Source organism: Actinomycetota bacterium, assembly GCA_041658565.1.
Taxonomy (GTDB): domain Bacteria; phylum Actinomycetota; class AC-67; order AC-67; family AC-67; genus JBAZZY01.
Genome location: JBAZZY010000001.1, coordinates 127,709 through 145,117 on the forward strand (window position 1 = coordinate 127,709; position 17,409 = coordinate 145,117).

Consider the following 17,409-nt stretch of genomic DNA (forward strand, 5'->3'; position numbering starts at 1 on the left):
CTCGGCGCGCCCGCGAGGGAGGGACCTGTTGGAATTCGCTCCGCATACCGACGACGACCTCGGCGCCATGCTCGGCGTGCTCGGGATCTCGTCCGTCGACGACTTGTTTCGCGTCATTCCCGAGGCGATCCGCCTTGATCGGCCGCTGAACATTTCCTCTGGGAAGTGCGAAATGGAGGTCCTGCGGGACCTTTCGGCGCTGGCCGGTCGGAATCGCTCAGTTGAGGATCTGGTCTGCTTCATGGGGGCAGGCGCCTACGATCACCACATCCCCTCGATCGTGTGGCCGCTGCTGTCGCGAGGGGAGTTCGCAACCTCGTATACGCCATATCAGCCTGAGCTGTCGCAAGGCGTACTGCAGGCATTGTTCGAGTACCAAACCATGGTTTGCGAGTTGACCGGGATGGACGTCTCCAACGCCAGTCTTTACGACGGCGCCGGGGCGCTCACAGAGGCTGTGAACCTCGCGCAGGGAGCGACCGGTCGCCGCGCCGTGGTTGTGGCGGGAGCGATGAATCCCGCTTACGCGCGCGTGCTTGCGACTCAGGGCGCCGGGCTTGAGATTGAGATCCGAAACGTGGCATGGGGTCTTGACGGCACCGCGTCGCCGGACGCCGTGCGCGCGGCCGCAGAGGATGCGGCGGCAGTCGTCGTTCAGCAGCCGAACTTCTTCGGATGCCTGGAGGATGTTGCGATGCTCGCCGAGATCGCACACCAGGCCGGAGCGAAGTTCGTCGTGCACTTCGACCTGACGTCCGCCGGGATCCTGGAAGCGCCGGGGAAACTGGGCGCGGATGTCGTGATTGCCGAGGGGCAGCCTCTTGGAAACCACCTCTCGTTCGGCGGTCCCTACGTTGGGGTGATCGCGTGTCGCCGCGCCGACGTCCGGCGAATGCCGGGGCGGATCGTGGGGGAGACCCTCGATCGTCTCGGACGGCGCGCCTTCGTGCTCACACTGCAAGCGCGCGAGCAACACATTCGTCGCGAGAAGGCAACGAGCAACATCTGCACCAACCAGACGTTAAACGCGCTCGCCGTCGCCGTGACGCTGGCCTGGCTCGGACCTCAGGGCCTTCGCGAGATGGGGGAGCAGTGCCTGGCCCGCGCTTCCTATGCGCGCGCGCGCCTGGTGGAGATTGCCGGCGCGACGCCGGTGTTCTCCGGGCCGATTTTCAAGGAGTTCGCCGTGCGACTTCCCGTAGATCCCGTGGCGGTGTGCGCGCGCGCGGCTGAGGATGGGTTCCTCGCCGGCGTTCCGCTGGCGCAAGTGATGCCGGGCTGCGGCCTCGACGATGCGCTGCTGGTGGCCGTAACCGAGAAGCGTTCGCGCGCCGACATCGACGGGCTCGCCGAGGCGGTTGCCCGGGCCTGCAAGGAGGTGGCCTGAGATGGCTGAAGCCCTGGGCGCTATCGCCGAGAAGCTCGTATTCGAACTGTCCCGTCCCGGGCGCCGGGCAAGCTCGATGCCGGCTCTGGACGTACCGCCGGCTCCGCTGCACGCAATCCCTGAAGGGCTGCGACGCCGGGTCGCCCCCGTGTTGCCGGAAGTCGCTGAAGGTGATCTTGTTCGCCACTACACGCGCCTGTCGCAACGCAACTACGGAATCGATCTTGGGTTCTACCCACTCGGCTCGTGCACGATGAAGCACAACCCCAAAATGGCGGAAGAAGCTGCGGCTTTGGCTGGATTCCGGGCGCTGCACCCGCTTCAGCCTGAGAGCCAAGTCCAAGGCGCGCTTGAACTACTCGTGGATCTCGAACGCACGCTGTGCGAGATCACGGGCATGGCGGCAGTGACGTTTCAGCCTGCAGCCGGCGCGCACGGTGAGCTGGCCGGCTTGCTGATGATGCGGGCGTACCACCAAGCCAACGGTGAGCGACGCACGCGGGTGATCATTCCCGACTCGGCCCACGGCACCAACCCGGCGAGCGTACGCCTTGCCGGCTTCGAGGTTAGCGAAGTGCCCTCCGACGCCCGCGGGCTCGTCGACATCGACGCTCTGGAGAAGCTGATCGGGCCCGACGTAGCGGGGCTCATGATCACCAACCCCAACACCCTTGGACTCTTCGAGGAGAACATCGAGCGGATTGCCGGCCTGATCCACTCCGTCGGCGGGTTGCTGTACTACGACGGAGCGAACTTCAACGCGATCATCGGGCACTGCCGTCCCGGAGACATGGGCTTCGACATCGTGCATATGAACTTGCACAAGACGTTTGCGACCCCGCACGGCGGGGGAGGACCAGGTGCGGGACCCGTGGGCGTCTCGCCGAGGGTCGTTCCGTTCCTGCCGTCTCCGCGCGCAGTTCTCGACCCTGCGACGGGCACGTTCCGCTGGGACGCAGGCGATTCGCGGTCAATCGGTTCACTCGTTTCGTTTTGGGGGAACTTCGGGATTCTGCTGCGGGCGGCGGTCTACGCGCGCGCCCTGGGGGCCGAGGGGCTGCGCCATGTGTCGGAGCGAGCCGTTCTGAACGCCAACTACCTCGCCGCTCGCTTGGGAGACGTATTCGAACATGCGTTCCCCGGACAGCCGATGCACGAGTTTGTCTTGACCGCGCGCCGGCAGAAGGCTCGCGGCGCGCGCGCCATGGACATCGCCAAGCGCCTGATCGACTACGGCTACCACCCGCCGACGGTGTACTTCCCGCTAATCGTGGATGAAGCAATGATGTTGGAACCGACCGAGACGGAGTCGATCGAGACGCTGGACGCCTTCGTCGAGGCCATGCGCGCGGTCGACCGCGAGATCGACGAGCATCCGGGACTCTTGCACGACGCGCCGATCAGCGCTCCGGTGTCGCGCCCCGACGAAGCGCGCGCAGCACGGGACCTTCACGCCAGGTGGTATCCGCCCGCGGAGTAGTGCTCTCGTGCGCTCACAGTAATCTAGTTTACGTAACGTCTATTATGGGCGTTAGCCCGAACTGCGCTAGGGTCTGCCGAGCCGCAGGCTCAGGCCTTTGACGAAACGACGCTGCGCGGGTGTGGCGCCGATGGCGGTCGGCGACACTTCACGCCCCAACGTGCGACCGACCCGACGGCCTCGCCAACGATGCGTCGTGACATCTTCGATGCGCCCACGCGTCGTTCGACGAATACGATCGGAACTTCCATAATCTGGAACCCAAGAAGCCACGTACGCCAGGCCATCTCGATCTGAAAGGCGTACCCGTGTGAGCGGATTTCGTCCAGCGGCACCGCCTCGAGCACCTCGCGACGGAAGCAGCGGAACCCACTGGTCGCATCGGCGACGGGCAGGCGCAGCAGCGCGCGCGCATATGCGTTGCCGGCGCGCGAGAGCCGGACTCGGTTAGGGCTCCAGTTGCGAGTGTCTCCCCCGGGAACGTAGCGCGATCCGAGGACCAAATCGGCTTCGGCCGTGGCAGTGATAAGGCGAGGCAAGTCCGCTGGGTCGTGCGAGAGGTCGGCGTCCATCTCGACGATAGCTGCGTAGTCGCGCGCGAGCGCCCAGCGGAATCCGGCGATATATGCGGGCCCTAAGCCACCCTTTCGTGAACGGTGAAGGACGTGGATGGCCGCGTCTTGCCCGGCGAGCGCATCGGCGATGCGCCCCGTGCCGTCGGGCGAGTTATCGTCAACTATCAGCAGGTCAGCGGTCGGCGCAGATGCCCGAGCCAACGTCACAACTTCGCCGATACCGGCGGCCTCGTTGTAGGTCGGCACCACCACGCACGTCTTCACGTCGCGCCTTCCTTCCGCATGGCACCGAGCGCGACGACGAATGCCAGAGCGGCCAGCGAAAACTCGATCCATGCACCATACCGCGTGTATGGGGTCCGACCGTCGGACAGCGGCAGAGCCGAACGCAACGAGGCCGCGGTAAACAGACCGGCGGACTTAACGATTGTGCCGTCGGGTTCCACGATTGCCGAAATCCCCGAGATTGCCGCCTGAACAAGCGGCACCCCATGCTCGACCGCGCGCATCCGGCTCATCGAGAGGTGCTGGCGTGCCGCGGGACTGGTCCCGAAGGATGCATTGTTGGTGGTGACCACCAGGACTCGGGCCCCGTTGCGGACGAGGGCGCGCGCCAACGACGGATATGTGGACTCGAAGCAGATGAGTGAGCCCAGGCGAGCGTCCCCGACTTGAAACACAAAGGGGCTCTTGCCGGGAGTCCCGTCCAGCGGCAGTTCGCGGTCCAAAGCGGGCACCAGTCGGCGCGCCCACGTCCAAGGCACGTATTCGCCGAACGGGACCATATGGATCTTGTCGTAGCGCTGAGTGATCTCCCCCGAGGGCTCAAGCAGTAGATTCGAGTTCGTCCAGTGCTCCCCCTCATCCAGGATCGCACCGATCAGGAATGGTGCTCCGATGCCTGCGGCCAGGTCGAGTACCGGATCAAAGAGCTGCGGCCATTCCCGCGGGTCGCGATCGAAGGAGTTCTCCGGCCAGAGCACCAGGTCCGGTCGCGGCGCCGAAAGCAGGGCGCGGGTCTCCCGAAGATGGTTCTCCACGATTGTGAAGTCCTCCGGACCGATCCTGCCTTGACGACCGAGCCCCGTGAATCGGTCTCGCGGCACGTTTCCCTGGATTGCCACCACGTCCAATGACCCCGTCCGGGCGCCGCCGGCGCCCAGCGGAAGCGCTGCCGGCGCTATCACGATGATGATCGCTGCAACGGCCAGCGTGAAACGCCGACGCGTCGAAGCGGTCCCGATCATCTCGGCGGCCAGTACATTCACCACCACGATCGCGAGTCCGAGGAGATAGACGCCCCCGAGGCGGGCAAGATGCAACACTGCTCCCCCGCCGTGTTGGGTGTACCCAATGTCGCCCCAAGCGAAGCCGCCGAGGGGAACCCGCGAACGCGCCAGCTCGAGCCCGGACCACAGAACCGGCCAAGCAATCAGGCGCCCGGCCGCCCCGTAGCGCGCGCCCAGGCGAGCCGCCAGCCCACCGAACAGCACCGTTGCTACGGCTTGGAGCAGGACCAGGGCAATCCATGCCGCATACCCGAAGTACGAGATCCAGTAGACGAGGATGCCGAAGAACGTGACGCCGAAAGCAAGACCTGTCAGCGCGCCCGTTCGCCCCGACGCGCCACGCAACGCAAGGACGAACGGGACTAACGCTACAAACGCCACCCACGCGTAGTCGGCGGGCGGGAAAGCAAGACTCAGCAGAACACCCGAAACCGAAGCGCCTAGGACCCGAACTGCGAGGGATCGGGGCTTAGCGCTCACGGCAAGGGGTGAATCAGGCGCAGTCCCGGCAGAGCATCTTCTTCTTGTCTACGAGCTGGCTCTGGTGTTTCAGTAGGTAGCAGGAGCGACACGTGAACTCGTTCGGTTGAGGGGGAATCACTTTCTCAACCAAACTCTCGGACGTTTCGTCGCCGCGCCCGAGATCAAGGAGGACTTCGTCCTCGTCTTCTTCTTCCGCGCCCTCGGCGCGCTTGGCGAGCTCCTCAAAGCTCGTTTCAACTGCTAGATCTTCGTCTTCGTCTGCCACGCTATTCGCCACCTCCGGTTTGCAGCCCGCTGTATACACCACCCCGCACTCGGCTGCAACGGGTCGGTGTCACATTCGGGTGTTATCGTGCGCGCCATGCCGGAACTTAGAGCCGACCCGTGGGATCCCGGGTACGGCATGGGCTTTGAGGCCGACGTCGACGAGGCCTCCGCCGCGGTCGTTGACGAGAAGGTCGAGACCGCCGATTGGTCTCGACCTATCAATGGCACGGCACCTGAAGGGCATTCGGTGACTTTCATCGACGGCGTACTGCGGGTGGACCTGCGCCTGATCGCCGAGGAGGGCATTCGGCGCGCGCCCGGGCTCTTCGGATCCTTCGCCGTGGGTTGCGTCCACTGCGACGACACGGCTTCGTTCGGAGAGCATGTGGTCGGGCGCGTCCTGGTTCTGGGCGGTGGGATGAAGTCGGAGGGGGCGAATGTGGAGATCGGCCGCGCCCGCCTGGACTTCGTCGGGGTGAGTGTCCCGGGCTCCGACCCCGCGTCCCCGTGGGCCAGGCTTCGCCAGGTTATGCGGGACGCTGAGGCTGCCCTCGCGCGCCGGTTGGCGGGGCACCCCGACAGGCTCATTCTTGCCGATGGGCCCCTGATGTTTGCCGATCCTGCAGGCGTGCCGATCGTGGGCGTCGTCAAGCGAATCGAGCGCGTCTACCTCTCGCCGGAGAGCGATCCCCTCATCGGACGACTGGGCCCTGGGGAGCGCACGCCGTTGTTCCTGATCGGAGGCGCGGGATCCGGATTGCAGCGCTACTCCTGGTACGCGCGCCCCGTACCAAGACGGTCACACTGGCACTCGCATGCCGGCATCGTTCGGTGCGAGGTCGAAGCGAGTGCCGGAGCTTCTGCGGCGGCGGCGGTGGCCGATCGCGTCGCGGGACTGCTCCCTCGCTTCGCCGGGCGGCCGTCGGACCCGCGCGCGCCACAGAATCTCGCCCCGATCGGAGCATTGGAAGACCGGCTGCGCCGGCGTATGGGAAACGAGTTGAAGATCCGCCGCGCACTCACGACGCGCCTGGTTCGAGGAGATCGGGAATGGACGAACACCAACTGAGCGAGCCTGTCGGCTACGTGCTCGGGCGAGAGGATGCCACTCCCCTGTCGTTCTGGGTCGCCGTTTCTCCGGGCTCCTATCTGCAGCTCGACGACCCGGTGATCGTGGACACCGAAGTCCCCGGGCGCGGTCCGCTGCGGATATCGGGCATCGTCCAGGAAGTGCGCGCGCGCCACGAGGGCGTCGCGTTTGATTCGGACGTCTTCGCAATCAACGAGGGCGTGCTTCCGGCCGAAATCGCGGTCGCCGCCAACGTGATCGCGACCCGGTTCGAGCCGGAGGTCTTCATCCCTCCGATGCCGGGATTGCAGGCATCGCGCGCGCGCGGAAAGGACCGCGACGAGGTGCTCTCGTTCGACAAGATGGAGCGCCGACTGCCGGCGGGTCTGTCGCGGGACGGTGAGCCTGTGTACATGGACCTCGACTTCCTCGACGGAACCCGCGGCGCTCACGTGAACATCTCAGGGATCTCCGGGATCGCAACCAAGACGACGTACGCACTGTTCTTGTTGTACGGGCTCTTTCATTCCAACGTGCTCGGGGGTCACGCGGCGAACACGAAGGCGATCGTGTTCAACGTCAAGGGCGAAGATCTGCTCTGGCTCGACCGCCCGAATGCCCGACTTCCGCAAGAAGCCCATGCCGAATACGAGCGCCTCGGCTTGCCGGTCGGGCCGTTCGAGAGCGTGGGGTTGTGGGCTCCGCCGCGCGTGGGTGCCGGCGACGAGATCATGCCTCACGTCGAGGGCCGCGCTGACGGGATCCGAGCGTATTTCTGGACGGTGCGGGAGTTCGTCCGTGAGCGTTTCCTGCGCTTCATGTTTGCCGAGGCCGAGGACGATCGATCGCAGATCGCCGACCTAGTGGCGCGCGTCGAGCACCACCTGGATCTCGAGTGCGAAGACGACCCCGCCAACTCCGCGATCTTGCGCTTCTCGGGAGAGCCGATCGACACCTTCGATCGTCTGTGTGCCTTGATCCAGGACACCCTTGACGATGAGAGTTCGCACTGGCGCGGACGTATCGCCGACGGAACGATCGCAGCGTTTCAGAGGCGTCTCGACGCCGGTCGGCGTCGTATCGGGCATCTCATCCGCGGTCGCGAGGCGGCCGATGCGGCTGGGCACACGATCGACTGGGATTCCAGTCAAGTCACCGTCGTCGACATCCACAACCTCCACGACCGGGCGAAACGCTTTGTCACCGGCGTCGTCGTGCGCCGGTTGTTCGAACACAAGGAGCGGATGGGCACGCGCCTGCCGCTGACCTTCCTCGTTCTGGACGAGTTGAATCGTTACGCCCCGCGCGACGGATGGAGCCCAATCAAGGAGGTCCTGCTCGACGTCGCGGAGCGAGGCCGTTCGCTTGGAATCGTTCTCGTAGGCGCGCAGCAGACCGCAAGCGAAGTCGAGCGCCGGGTCGTCTCCAACTCGGCGTTTCGCGTCGTCGGGCGACTGGACACGGCTGAGGCTCAGCGCGGCGAATACGGGTTTCTGCCCGCCGTCACGCGCGCGCGCGCCGGGATCCTCAAGCCCGGTTCTATGATCTTGCAGCAGCCACAGATCCCCATTCCCATTCAACTGCGCTTTCCCTTCCCCAGCTGGGCAACGCGCGCCGACGAAGCGATGGCGCCCGACGGGGACCCCTTCGCGCGCTTCGACGAGGACTAGCGGTGCGATTCCTGCACACCGCCGACTGGCACGTCGGCAAAGCGATTCGCGGGCGCTCACGGCTGGAGGAGTTCGCCGACGCCCTCGCCGAAATCGCCGGAATCGCGCGCGACGAGCGGGTCGATGCCGTATTGCTGGCCGGAGATATCTACGACCAGCGTCTTCCGGTCCCCGGCGCTGATCATCTCGTTTTTGAGTTCTTCGTCCGCATGCACGAGGCGGGCGTTCCGGTTGTCGCGATCCCGGGCAACCACGACTCCGCCGACCGCTTGGGTGCGCTCGCGCAACTGCTGCACCCGATGGGCATCACCGTCGTGCACAAGCCACTCAGGCCGGATGCGGGCGGGATCGTGCGCATTCAGGGGCGGGACGGAACCGAAGCCGAGATCGCGTGCGTGCCCTTCGTTCCCGAGCGCCGCTACGCGGAACCCGCGGCCTTGTTTGGCTCGGCCGGCGAGTGGCACCAATCGTACGCGGACGGGATGGGGCACTTGCTCGGCGCTTACGCGGCGGCGATGAGTCCGGATCGGGTGCGCATCGTGCTGGCACACGTGTTTGCGGCGGGCACCCGCATGGGCGGCGGCGAGCGCGAAGTGACCATAGGACTCAACTACGCGATCGCGCCGGCCCGTCTGCCCGGCACGGTGAACTACCTTGCGCTCGGTCACGTTCACCGCGCACAGGATGTGCCGGGGGCGCCTGCGCACGCGCGCTATCCGGGCTCGATCCTTCAACTCGACTTCGGCGATGTAGGACAGGCCAAGTCCGTCACCATCGTGGACGCGAAGCCGGGAACTCCGGCCCAGGTGCGCGAGGTCGAGCTGTCGGCCGGACGCCGTCTGATCGACATTCGTGGCACGTTTGACGAGGTCGCGGCGCGCGCGCCGGAGGTAGCCGGCGCCTACGTGCGCGCGTTCGTGGCGACCGACGGCCCGGTTCCCGGGATGGCCGAACGTGTTCGAGAGGTGATTCCCGGGGCCGTCGATGTGCGCCTGGCGTACGAGCGCGTCGAGGGCGAGGCCGCACACGCCGGCCTGTCGACGCTCAATCCTCACGAGCAGTTCAACGCCTACTACCGCCAAGCGCACGGAAGCGATCCGCATCCTGCGGTCGCCGAGGCTTTCGACGAGATCCTGGCCGAGATGGCGGGTGAGTCGCTGTGAGACCAGTGCTCCTGGATCTCGCCGGGTTCACCTCGTTCCGCGAACGGCAAGAACTCAACTTCGAGGGTCTCGACCTCTTCGCCATCTCGGGCCCAACCGGATCGGGCAAGTCCTCGATCCTGGATGCGATCACCTACGCCTTGTACGGACGAGTCGAGCGCGTCGGCCGCGAGGTCGGACAACTGGTGAGCCAGGGTCGCGCGAAGATGTCGGTCGGCTTCGTCTTCAGCGTCGGGGACGATCGCTATCGCATCACGCGGGCAACGCCGGCTTCCGGAGGGAGCACCAAGGTGCTCCTGGAACAACTGCGCGACGGCGAGTGGGTCCAGGCCGGAGACGGCGCCGATCGCGTCGGCCTGGTAAACGCGCGCATCCAGGATCTCGTCGGGCTCGACTACGACGGCTTCACCCGCTCGGTCTTGCTCCCGCAAGGCAAGTTCGCCGAGTTCTTGGTCGGTGAAGCATCCAAGCGCCGCGAGATCCTCACAGAGTTGCTCGGACTGCGGCTGTTCCGGGACATGGCACAGCGCGCCGGCACGATTGCGCGTGACGCCGACCAGCAGGCGACCGCACATTCGTCGCTGATCGAGCGCGAGTACGAGGGCGTCGATGACGAGGCCTTGACTGCGGCATGCGAGCGTGCCGACGCAGCGCGTGCGCGCGAGGAGTCGATCGAGAAGGCGTCCGAGCGGGTTGCCGACATTGCGGATCGATGGGAGCACGAGCGCCGCGCGCACGAGAAGGTGCGTGTTTGCGTGGGCGAGCTGGATCGTGTGGCCGAACAGTTGGACACCTCGGCAGTGGTGATCTCGAGAGCCTCAAGTCGTTTGGACGAGGCAGCGCCCGTGCTCGGCAGACTGGCGCGCGCCCACCAGGCCGCGGGCGAGGCCGCCGAAGCCGCGTCGGCCGCTCGCGCGCGCGCGGAAGAGGAGTCGGGCGGAATGCGCGCGCTGGCCGCCGCGCGCGGTGCGGCTGAGACGCTATCGGCATCGCGCGCGCGAATGCAGGGGGCGCAACGAGCGCGCGCCACAGCCGTCGATCGCATTCCCGCACTTGATCGCGCCGTGGCAGCAGCCGCACAGGAAGTCGCTCGCGCAACAGACGCGCGCGCGGTTGCGGAAACCGCGATCGAAGAGGCGCACGCGGTCTTGGATGCGGCGCGACGAGCCGATCTTGCTGCGGCCCTGTGCGACGGCCTGCATCCGGGCGACGCGTGTCCGGTCTGCGGCGGAACGCTCGAGCACCTCCCCTCCCCCGAGGCGGCACTTACGCTTGCAGGCGCGCAGGCTGCCGACAAGAGTGCCGCTGCCAAGCTGAAGTCGGCCGAGGGCGGGGTCGTCGCCGCCGAGCGCGCGCTGCGCGACGCCGAGCGCAATCGCGCCGATCTAGACGCCGAGATCGCTCAAATCGACCGGGAGATGATGTCCCTGGCGGACGTCAATGCCACGGCATCCAGCGCGCTCGCGCCGATCCTCGGTGAGCCCCTGCCCGAAGATCCCGTCGGTGCGGTTGAAGAACGCATCGAAATCCTGGACGCGGCTTCAGCCTTGGAAACCCAGGCCAAAGAGACGCTGGCAACCGCCGCCGGGCGGCTGACGGACGCGGATCGGCGCCACGCAGCCATTGAGGCCGAGGTCCTCGCGGAGCGCGCGGCCATGCTCGCGCGCGATCCCGGGGCGGTACTGGCGCGCGCGGGCGAACTCGGCGCCGCGGTCGCAGACCCGGAACCCGCGCCCATGGGCGCTGCGGATCTTGCAATCTGGGCACGCGACGTGGTCGCCCGAGCGCGCATTGTTCGCGAAGGGCTGGGCGATGTCGCCGCGCAGGCAGAACGAAGTCGCGCCGCTTTGTGCGCTGAAGCTGAGGCCGCCGCGGCGGGTCTGGTGCAGGCGACCGGTTCGGTTGAAGGCATAGCGCGCGCGCTCGCCGCCGAAGTTCGCAAGGCGGCCGGCGACGCTGCGACGGCACAAGCCCATGCCGACTCGGTGCGGCGGCGGTTGGCGACCCGCAACGAGATGGCGCAGGATGTCGAACGCCTCGGCGCGCGCGCGCAGGCGTTCCAAGCGCTCGCGACCGAATTGCGCGCCGACCGCTTGATCGCCTTCCTGCAAAACGAAGCGCTGCAAGTGCTGTGCGGCGCCGGGACGGCGCACTTGGCCGCCCTCTCGGATGGACGCTATCGCCTGGTAAGCGAAGACGACGAGTTCCACGTCGTGGACGTGTGGAACGGAGAGGACCGCCGCAGCGTGAAGACGCTTTCGGGTGGCGAGACGTTCCTCGCGTCACTGGCTCTCGCGCTGGCATTAAGCGAACATGTGCAAGCACTGAGCATGTTGCAAACCGCACGCCTGGACAGCCTGTTCCTTGACGAAGGCTTCGGGACGCTCGACTCCGAATCCCTCGAGCAAGTGGTCCAAGCCATTGAGCAGATCGGCGGGACCGGCCGCACCGTAGGCGTTATCACGCACATCAGCGACCTAGCCGAGCGGCTCCCCAGTCGCATCATCATCGAGAAGTCGCCTCAGGGAAGTCGCGTGATTACCCAGCAGGACCAGTGACGCGTCCCGGGCTTAGCGCGCCAGCGCGCGCCCGATGACCAGCCGCTGGATCTGGTTCGTCCCCTCGACGATCTGGAGCACCTTCGCTTCGCGCATGAAGCGCTCGGCCGGGAATTCCTCCACGTAACCGTACCCGCCGTGCACCTGCACGGCGTCCGTCGTAATTCGCATTGCGGTATCGCTCGCGAAGAGCTTCGCCATCGCCGCCTGCTTCGCGAAAGACATGCCCGCGTCGCGACGTCGTGCAGCTTCGAACGTCAAGCTGCGTGAGGCTTCCAGTGCCGTCGCCATGTCCGCGAGCATGAACGAGATCCCCTCGAACTCGATCACAGGGCGTCCGAACTGTCGCCGTTCCTTAGCAAAGGCCACGGCAGCCGCCAGCGCCGCGCGCGACAATCCGTTCGATGCGGCCGCGATGCCGAGTCGCCCGCCGTCGAGCGCCGCCATCGCAATGCGAAAGCCCTCGTTCTCCACACCGATGAGGTTCGCGACCGGAACCCGGGCATCATCGAACAGCATCTGTCCGGTCGGCGACGAGCGCAGTCCCATCTTGCGTTCGAGCTTTGCCCGGGAGACTCCCGGAGTGTCGGCGGGAACGAACAGCGCCGAGATTCCGCCGGGGCCGGCGTCGCCCGTGCGCACGAAGACAACGTAGTAATCGCTCTCCCCGCCGTGAGTGACCCAAGCCTTCGTTCCGGATACGACGTAGGTATCGCCGTCGCGGCGCGCGCGCGTCGTGAGTGCCGCTGCGTCGGAGCCGCTCTCCGGCTCGGATAGGCAATAAGAACCGAGCCACTCCCCGGCGCACGCCGGCGGCATCCACGCGGCGCGCTGCTCATCGGTGCCGAAGACCGCCGTGGGGAAGATCGTCAGCGTCTGGACGCTTGCGCCAACACCGACGGACAGCAGCGCCGAGGAGAGTTCCTCGATCACCATCAAGTTCACTTCGTACGGCTGCGCGCCGCCGCCGTACTCCTCCGGGTAGGGAAGCCCCAGAAGCCCGGCCGCACCGAGCGCCTTGAAGGCGGCGCGTGGAAACGTCGCAGTCCTTTCCCACTCGCCGGCGTGCGGGGCGATCTCGCGCGCGCAAATCCGGCGTACTACGTCCAGCAGCGCGCGCCGCTCCTCGGTCAATCCCACTGGTTCGCTCACTAAGCCTCCTCGTTCCTCCGGCGGCCGGCCGCCGGGCGTCGCGCCGATCGATGCGCGATGATGTGGAGCATATCGGGCAGAGGCCGCGAACCGTCGGCCTCTGCGGGCATGAGAGAAGGAACTGTGCACCCCGAAGGCGAATGGCATCGTTGAACTGATGATGAGATACCGCCTCGCTCGCACGGCCGCCCTTGCGGGGGCTGCGGTTTTGGCGTGCGTCCTGATCGGGGCGTTCCCATCGATTGCGCGCGCGGACTGCACCTTTGACGGCACTCCGCTGGGTGGCCGGCTTTGCCCCTCCCCAAGCCCGTCGCCCAGCCCTTCTCCGACGCCCACGCATTCGGCGACACCGACTCCCTCACCGTCGCCGACGCGCGCACCGTCTCCGGATCCGGCGCCGCAGCCGACGTTGACCCCGTTTGCCTTCCCGACCGGCTTCCCCTCGTCTTGGCCGGGATTCCCCGGCGCGTCCGCTGCGCAGCCATACCAGCCGCCTCCGGCGTATCCATCGCCGTACGTCCCGGGCCGCACGACATCGCAGGGGACCACGCGCGGGTTGGCGATCAGCCCGGGAGAGGAATCTCCGGCCTTTCCGACGAGATCGACGGTACTGCTCATCGTCGCGGCTTTAGGCGCTCTGTGGCTGCACCGCGGGCGAGTCCGGCGCTGGATGGTGGGTATCTAGCCGCGAGCGGCCCTAGATCTTCAGACGCAGGGCCGCCGGAACAAGATCCACCGTTACGGGCGTGGTTCCAAGCGGCTCGCCGTCGGCCTCCACCGTCATCGGCCGGGGGGCATCCATAGACAGGCTGTTCGCTAGGTACTCCAAGACGTTCGGACTCGGGATGTGCGTGCCCGACGGCATGCGCTGAAGCATCCGGATTCCGTCCCACTTGGTTCCTGATGCGATCAGAACGTCCAGCATTCCGTCGCTGGGAATCGCGCGCGGCACCACCCGAAGGTTGCCGCCGAAGAACTGTCCGTTCGCGATGACGACGAGGGATACCGGTGATTCGTGCACGACGTCGGCGAGCGGCTCCGTCGCCGCGCGCGACGTCGCCGCGCGCGCGTTCATGCGGATCGACGCCCTTTGCGGGCGGAAGCGAGTGATCGCTTTCACTGCCGCCAGCCGGTAAGTCAGACCTCCCAGCCACTTGGGCATCTGCACCGCCTCGACGACGACGTCGCCCCCGATGCCCACCTCGGCGATGTTGGCGAACCACCGCTGTCCCGCGGTGCCGTCGAAGGCGGTGTACGCGATGCGCGCGACGTCGATCCGACCCCACAACGTGTCGCCGGCAAGGTGTTGCGCGGCAATCGCCGGATCTTGCGCCATGCCGTACGTCCGGCCGAAGTCCGATCCACTTCCCGAGGGCACGACGCCCAGTACCGCTTCGGGGTCGAGGGGTCCGTTCTCCCCCATCATTCCGTTCACGACCTCGTGAACGGTCCCGTCTCCGCCCACGGCAACGACGTAGCGAATGCCGCTTTCGATTCCGGCGCGCGCGAGTTCGGTTGCGTGTCCGGGACGCTCGGTCGGCGCAACCTCGTATTCGAGCCCCGCCGCTTCGAGCACCTCGCGGACCTTGGGCCACGCGTGGCGCATTGCGCCGCGGCCGGCGCGCGTGTTGACGACGACGAGCATTCGTCCAAACGGAGACGTGGTCATATGCCCGATATTACCCGACCGACTACAAGGCCCCGCTGTAGGCGACGACACCGCGGTAGACGGAAGTCGCGGCCGCCTTGCATGCGGTCCGAAACTCCCCCGGCGCCTCGATTTCAGCCAGCTGCCGCAACAGATCTACGACCTGTTTCGCCGATCGCACGAAGTCGCCGGCGGTCATTTCACCGAGGTCCAGCACGTCCTCCAGCAACGAACCGGTAGCCCACGCGTGGATCTGCTCGATGAAACCCGGATCGGGCTCGCGGACGATCTCCAAGTGCTCGGTTTCTTCCGCGTCATGAACGCGTCTATAGAGTCGACCAAGCGCGCGCACCGACCGGCGAACGGCGTCGCTGGGGTACGTGGGGCGAGGCACGCCGATTCGAGTCTCGTACACCAGCGTGGAGGCGACGGCGGCAAGCTCGGCTGGTTGCAGCCCGTCGAACACTCCCGCGTCCAGCGCCTCGCAGACCAGCAAGTCGCTCTCGTTGTAGATCCGCGACAGCCGGTGTCCGGATGTTGTCGAGGAGCCCTCGTGGAGATACCCGAATCGATCCAACACTGCGATCACCCGTTCGAACGTGCGGGCGAGAGTCTCCGTGCGGGCGCGCACCTTCTTTCGCAAGATCGCGGTCTCGCGCTCCAACTCTTCGATGCGCTGCATCCATCTCTCGTGCTCGTCGCGATCGGGGCAGGACCACACCGGGTGAGCCCGAAGATCCTCGGCTTGACTGCGCGCGCGCGCGGGTGCCGACGCTCCGCCGTTGTGCTGCTCCTGCCTCAACGACGAAAGGCGACGCGTGACGGCATCGCGAAACGGGCCGGAACGAGGATCTCCTTGCGGCAGGCGCATCGTGCTGACGACATCGGGGGCTTCGCGGAAGTCGCGAATGGCAAGGCGAACGATCTTGCCGTCGGCGGTCATCGCAACCGGATGCGGCTCCCCGCCCTTGCCTCTGCGCACTTCCAGAACGGCGGCGACCCCCGAACGGGGCCCGCGTCGAACACGCACGACGGCACCGGGGCGCAGAGACTCAAAGGCCGCGCGCACGATCCTGGTCCGGTCGCGCCGGAACTCGTCCTGCGAGGCTCGATCGGCTGCTCGGATCGATCGCGCAAGCGCCCAGTACTCAGCGAAGTCCCCCGCATCACACGTGACGTGCGTCCGATACCCTTCGAGAAATCGCTCGTTTCGCCCGATGCGACCCACGTGCTGCGAGACGCTTTGGTCCGCCAGGAACTGCCCAAACGAAAGGTTGAGCAGGCGCGTCGCCTGCGCGACCGTGTTGTAGCGCAGCAAGTTCACAGCCATGTTGTAGGACGGCCTGAAAGACGACACGAGTGGATACGCCGCCGCTTGGGCCAGCGCGGTGATCTTGTCCAGGTGGACGTCGCGCTGAACCAATGTCACCCCGTAACCCACGGGGTCCATACCGCGCCGTCCTGCCCTGCCGGTGAGTTGCGTGTAGTCGGCGGGGGTCAACAACTCGTGTCGTTCCCCCGTGAACTTCATCAGCCGCTCGATGACCACGGTCTTCGCCGGCATGTTGATGCCGAGCGACAACGTCTCGGTTGCGAAGACCACCTTGACCAGCGCGCGCTCGAACAACTCCTCGACTGTTTCCTTGAACAGTGGGATCAACCCGGCGTGGTGGGCCGCGATTCCGCGCTCCAATCCGTCAGCCCATTCTTCGAAACGAAGCACACCATGGTCCTGCTCGGGAAGGAGCGCCGTGCGCATCTGGATGTACTCGCGAATACGTTCACGCTCGTCCGCGTCGGTAAGCGTCAGGCCGGCAGCGCGGCACATGTCCACAGCTTGCTCGCATCCGGCCCGCGAGAAGACGAACGTGATCGCCGGCAGCATTCCCTCCTCGCGAAGGCGCTCGACGACCTCAACTCGATCCGGAATGCGCACCCGCCCGCGCGCAGGAGCACTTCCACCGCGGCGCGCACCGCCTCCGTGCCGCTCCGGCTCCCGGAGGCGACGCAGGGCCGGGTTTGAAACCAAGCGGTTGCCCTCGCGAAGAAACATCGGGTACATCCGCGTGCCTGCCATGTACACATGCTCGATCGGAACGGGACGCCGCTCTTCCACGACGATATCGGTCGGGCCACGCACTGTTCGCAACCATGCTCCGAATTCGGATGCGTTGGAAACCGTGGCCGACAAAGCCACGATTCGAACCTCACGTGGGAGGTGGATCAGTATCTCCTCCCATGTGGCGCCGCGGTACTGGTCCCTCAGGTAGTGCACTTCATCCAGCACGACGACGCCAAGTCCACGCAGCGTCGGTGAATCCTCGTAGATCATGTTGCGCAGCACCTCGGCCGTCATCACGACAACCGGCGCCTCGCCGTTGATCGAGTTGTCGCCTGTAAGCAGTCCGACGCTCGGCCCTCCGTGGCGCGCGATGAAGTCCCCGAACTTCTGGTTGGACAGAGCCTTCAGAGGTGTCGTGTAGAAAGCCTTCTCTTTCCGCCGCAGCGCGAGCCAGATACCGAACTCCCCGACCACGGTCTTCCCGGCCCCCGTCGGAGCGCACACCAGGACGCTGCGGTCACCGGCCAGGGCGTCACCGGCAGCACGCTGGAAGTCGTCCAGAGGAAATGGACACGTGCGCTCAAATGCGGAGAGAAGGTCCATCGG

The 17,409-nt window shown here is 66.4% G+C and carries 13 protein-coding genes; 7 read left to right on the plus strand and 6 right to left on the minus strand.

What is annotated here, in order from left to right:
- The first annotated feature begins 28 nt into the window (after positions 1-28).
- Together gcvPA and gcvPB are read left to right on the plus strand one after the other, a co-directional pair.
- Positions 29-1,387 (plus strand): aminomethyl-transferring glycine dehydrogenase subunit GcvPA, encoded by a 1,359-nt coding sequence (gcvPA, locus tag WDA27_00690; GenBank protein ID MFA5889463.1) that lies wholly within the window; start codon positions 29-31, stop codon positions 1,385-1,387.
- A 1-nt stretch (position 1,388) separates the two neighbouring features.
- The gene (gene gcvPB, locus WDA27_00695) at positions 1,389-2,867 is read left to right on the plus strand and encodes an aminomethyl-transferring glycine dehydrogenase subunit GcvPB (protein ID MFA5889464.1); all 1,479 of its coding nucleotides are present in this window, start codon (positions 1,389-1,391) and stop codon (positions 2,865-2,867) included.
- An 89-nt stretch (positions 2,868-2,956) separates the two neighbouring features.
- Here gcvPB and WDA27_00700 read toward each other — a convergent pair whose 3' ends face one another.
- Genes WDA27_00700 through WDA27_00710 form a run of 3 tightly spaced genes read right to left on the minus strand, consistent with a single transcriptional unit; the run spans position 2,957 to position 5,479 of the window.
- The gene (locus WDA27_00700; protein ID MFA5889465.1) at positions 2,957-3,706 is read right to left on the minus strand and encodes a polyprenol monophosphomannose synthase; all 750 of its coding nucleotides are present in this window, start codon (positions 3,704-3,706) and stop codon (positions 2,957-2,959) included.
- The gene (lnt, locus tag WDA27_00705; protein MFA5889466.1) at positions 3,703-5,211 is read right to left on the minus strand and encodes an apolipoprotein N-acyltransferase; all 1,509 of its coding nucleotides are present in this window, start codon (positions 5,209-5,211) and stop codon (positions 3,703-3,705) included. Before lnt ends, WDA27_00700 begins: the two co-directional genes overlap by 4 nt.
- Before the next feature lie 13 nt (positions 5,212-5,224).
- Positions 5,225-5,479, minus strand: coding sequence for a DUF4193 family protein (locus tag WDA27_00710; protein ID MFA5889467.1), 255 nt, complete (start codon positions 5,477-5,479; stop codon positions 5,225-5,227).
- Positions 5,480-5,575: 96 nt separating this feature from the next.
- Between WDA27_00710 and WDA27_00715 the strand changes: the two genes are divergently transcribed.
- Genes WDA27_00715 through WDA27_00730 form a run of 4 tightly spaced genes read left to right on the plus strand, consistent with a single transcriptional unit; the run spans position 5,576 to position 11,941 of the window.
- Positions 5,576-6,550 (plus strand): DNA double-strand break repair nuclease NurA, encoded by a 975-nt coding sequence (locus WDA27_00715; GenBank protein MFA5889468.1) that lies wholly within the window; start codon positions 5,576-5,578, stop codon positions 6,548-6,550.
- Complete coding sequence (locus WDA27_00720; protein ID MFA5889469.1) at positions 6,532-8,220, plus strand: ATP-binding protein; 1,689 nt, start codon at positions 6,532-6,534, stop codon at positions 8,218-8,220. The genes WDA27_00715 and WDA27_00720 overlap by 19 nt, the downstream gene beginning before the upstream one ends.
- A gap of 2 nt (positions 8,221-8,222) precedes the next feature.
- Positions 8,223-9,383: an exonuclease SbcCD subunit D gene (locus tag WDA27_00725; GenBank protein MFA5889470.1), complete on the plus strand. Its 1,161-nt coding sequence runs from the start codon at positions 8,223-8,225 to the stop codon at positions 9,381-9,383.
- Positions 9,380-11,941: an SMC family ATPase gene (locus WDA27_00730; GenBank protein MFA5889471.1), complete on the plus strand. Its 2,562-nt coding sequence runs from the start codon at positions 9,380-9,382 to the stop codon at positions 11,939-11,941. Before WDA27_00725 ends, WDA27_00730 begins: the two co-directional genes overlap by 4 nt.
- Before the next feature lie 12 nt (positions 11,942-11,953).
- Here the strand turns inward: WDA27_00730 and WDA27_00735 are convergent, their stop codons facing one another.
- Positions 11,954-13,093 carry an acyl-CoA dehydrogenase family protein gene (locus WDA27_00735; GenBank protein ID MFA5889472.1) on the minus strand — a complete coding sequence of 380 codons (1,140 nt, stop codon included), beginning with the start codon at positions 13,091-13,093 and terminating at the stop codon, positions 11,954-11,956.
- A gap of 157 nt (positions 13,094-13,250) precedes the next feature.
- Between WDA27_00735 and WDA27_00740 the strand changes: the two genes are divergently transcribed.
- A complete protein-coding gene (locus tag WDA27_00740) occupies positions 13,251-13,778 on the plus strand; it encodes a hypothetical protein (GenBank protein ID MFA5889473.1) in 528 nt (175 codons plus the stop codon).
- A 12-nt stretch (positions 13,779-13,790) separates the two neighbouring features.
- Here the strand turns inward: WDA27_00740 and WDA27_00745 are convergent, their stop codons facing one another.
- Together WDA27_00745 and WDA27_00750 are read right to left on the minus strand one after the other, a co-directional pair.
- Positions 13,791-14,762 carry a diacylglycerol kinase family protein gene (locus tag WDA27_00745; GenBank protein MFA5889474.1) on the minus strand — a complete coding sequence of 324 codons (972 nt, stop codon included), beginning with the start codon at positions 14,760-14,762 and terminating at the stop codon, positions 13,791-13,793.
- Between the two features lie 22 nt (positions 14,763-14,784).
- Positions 14,785-17,406, minus strand: a complete 2,622-nt coding sequence (locus WDA27_00750; protein ID MFA5889475.1) for a DEAD/DEAH box helicase — start codon at positions 17,404-17,406, stop codon at positions 14,785-14,787.
- Positions 17,407-17,409: the final 3 nt, after the last annotated feature.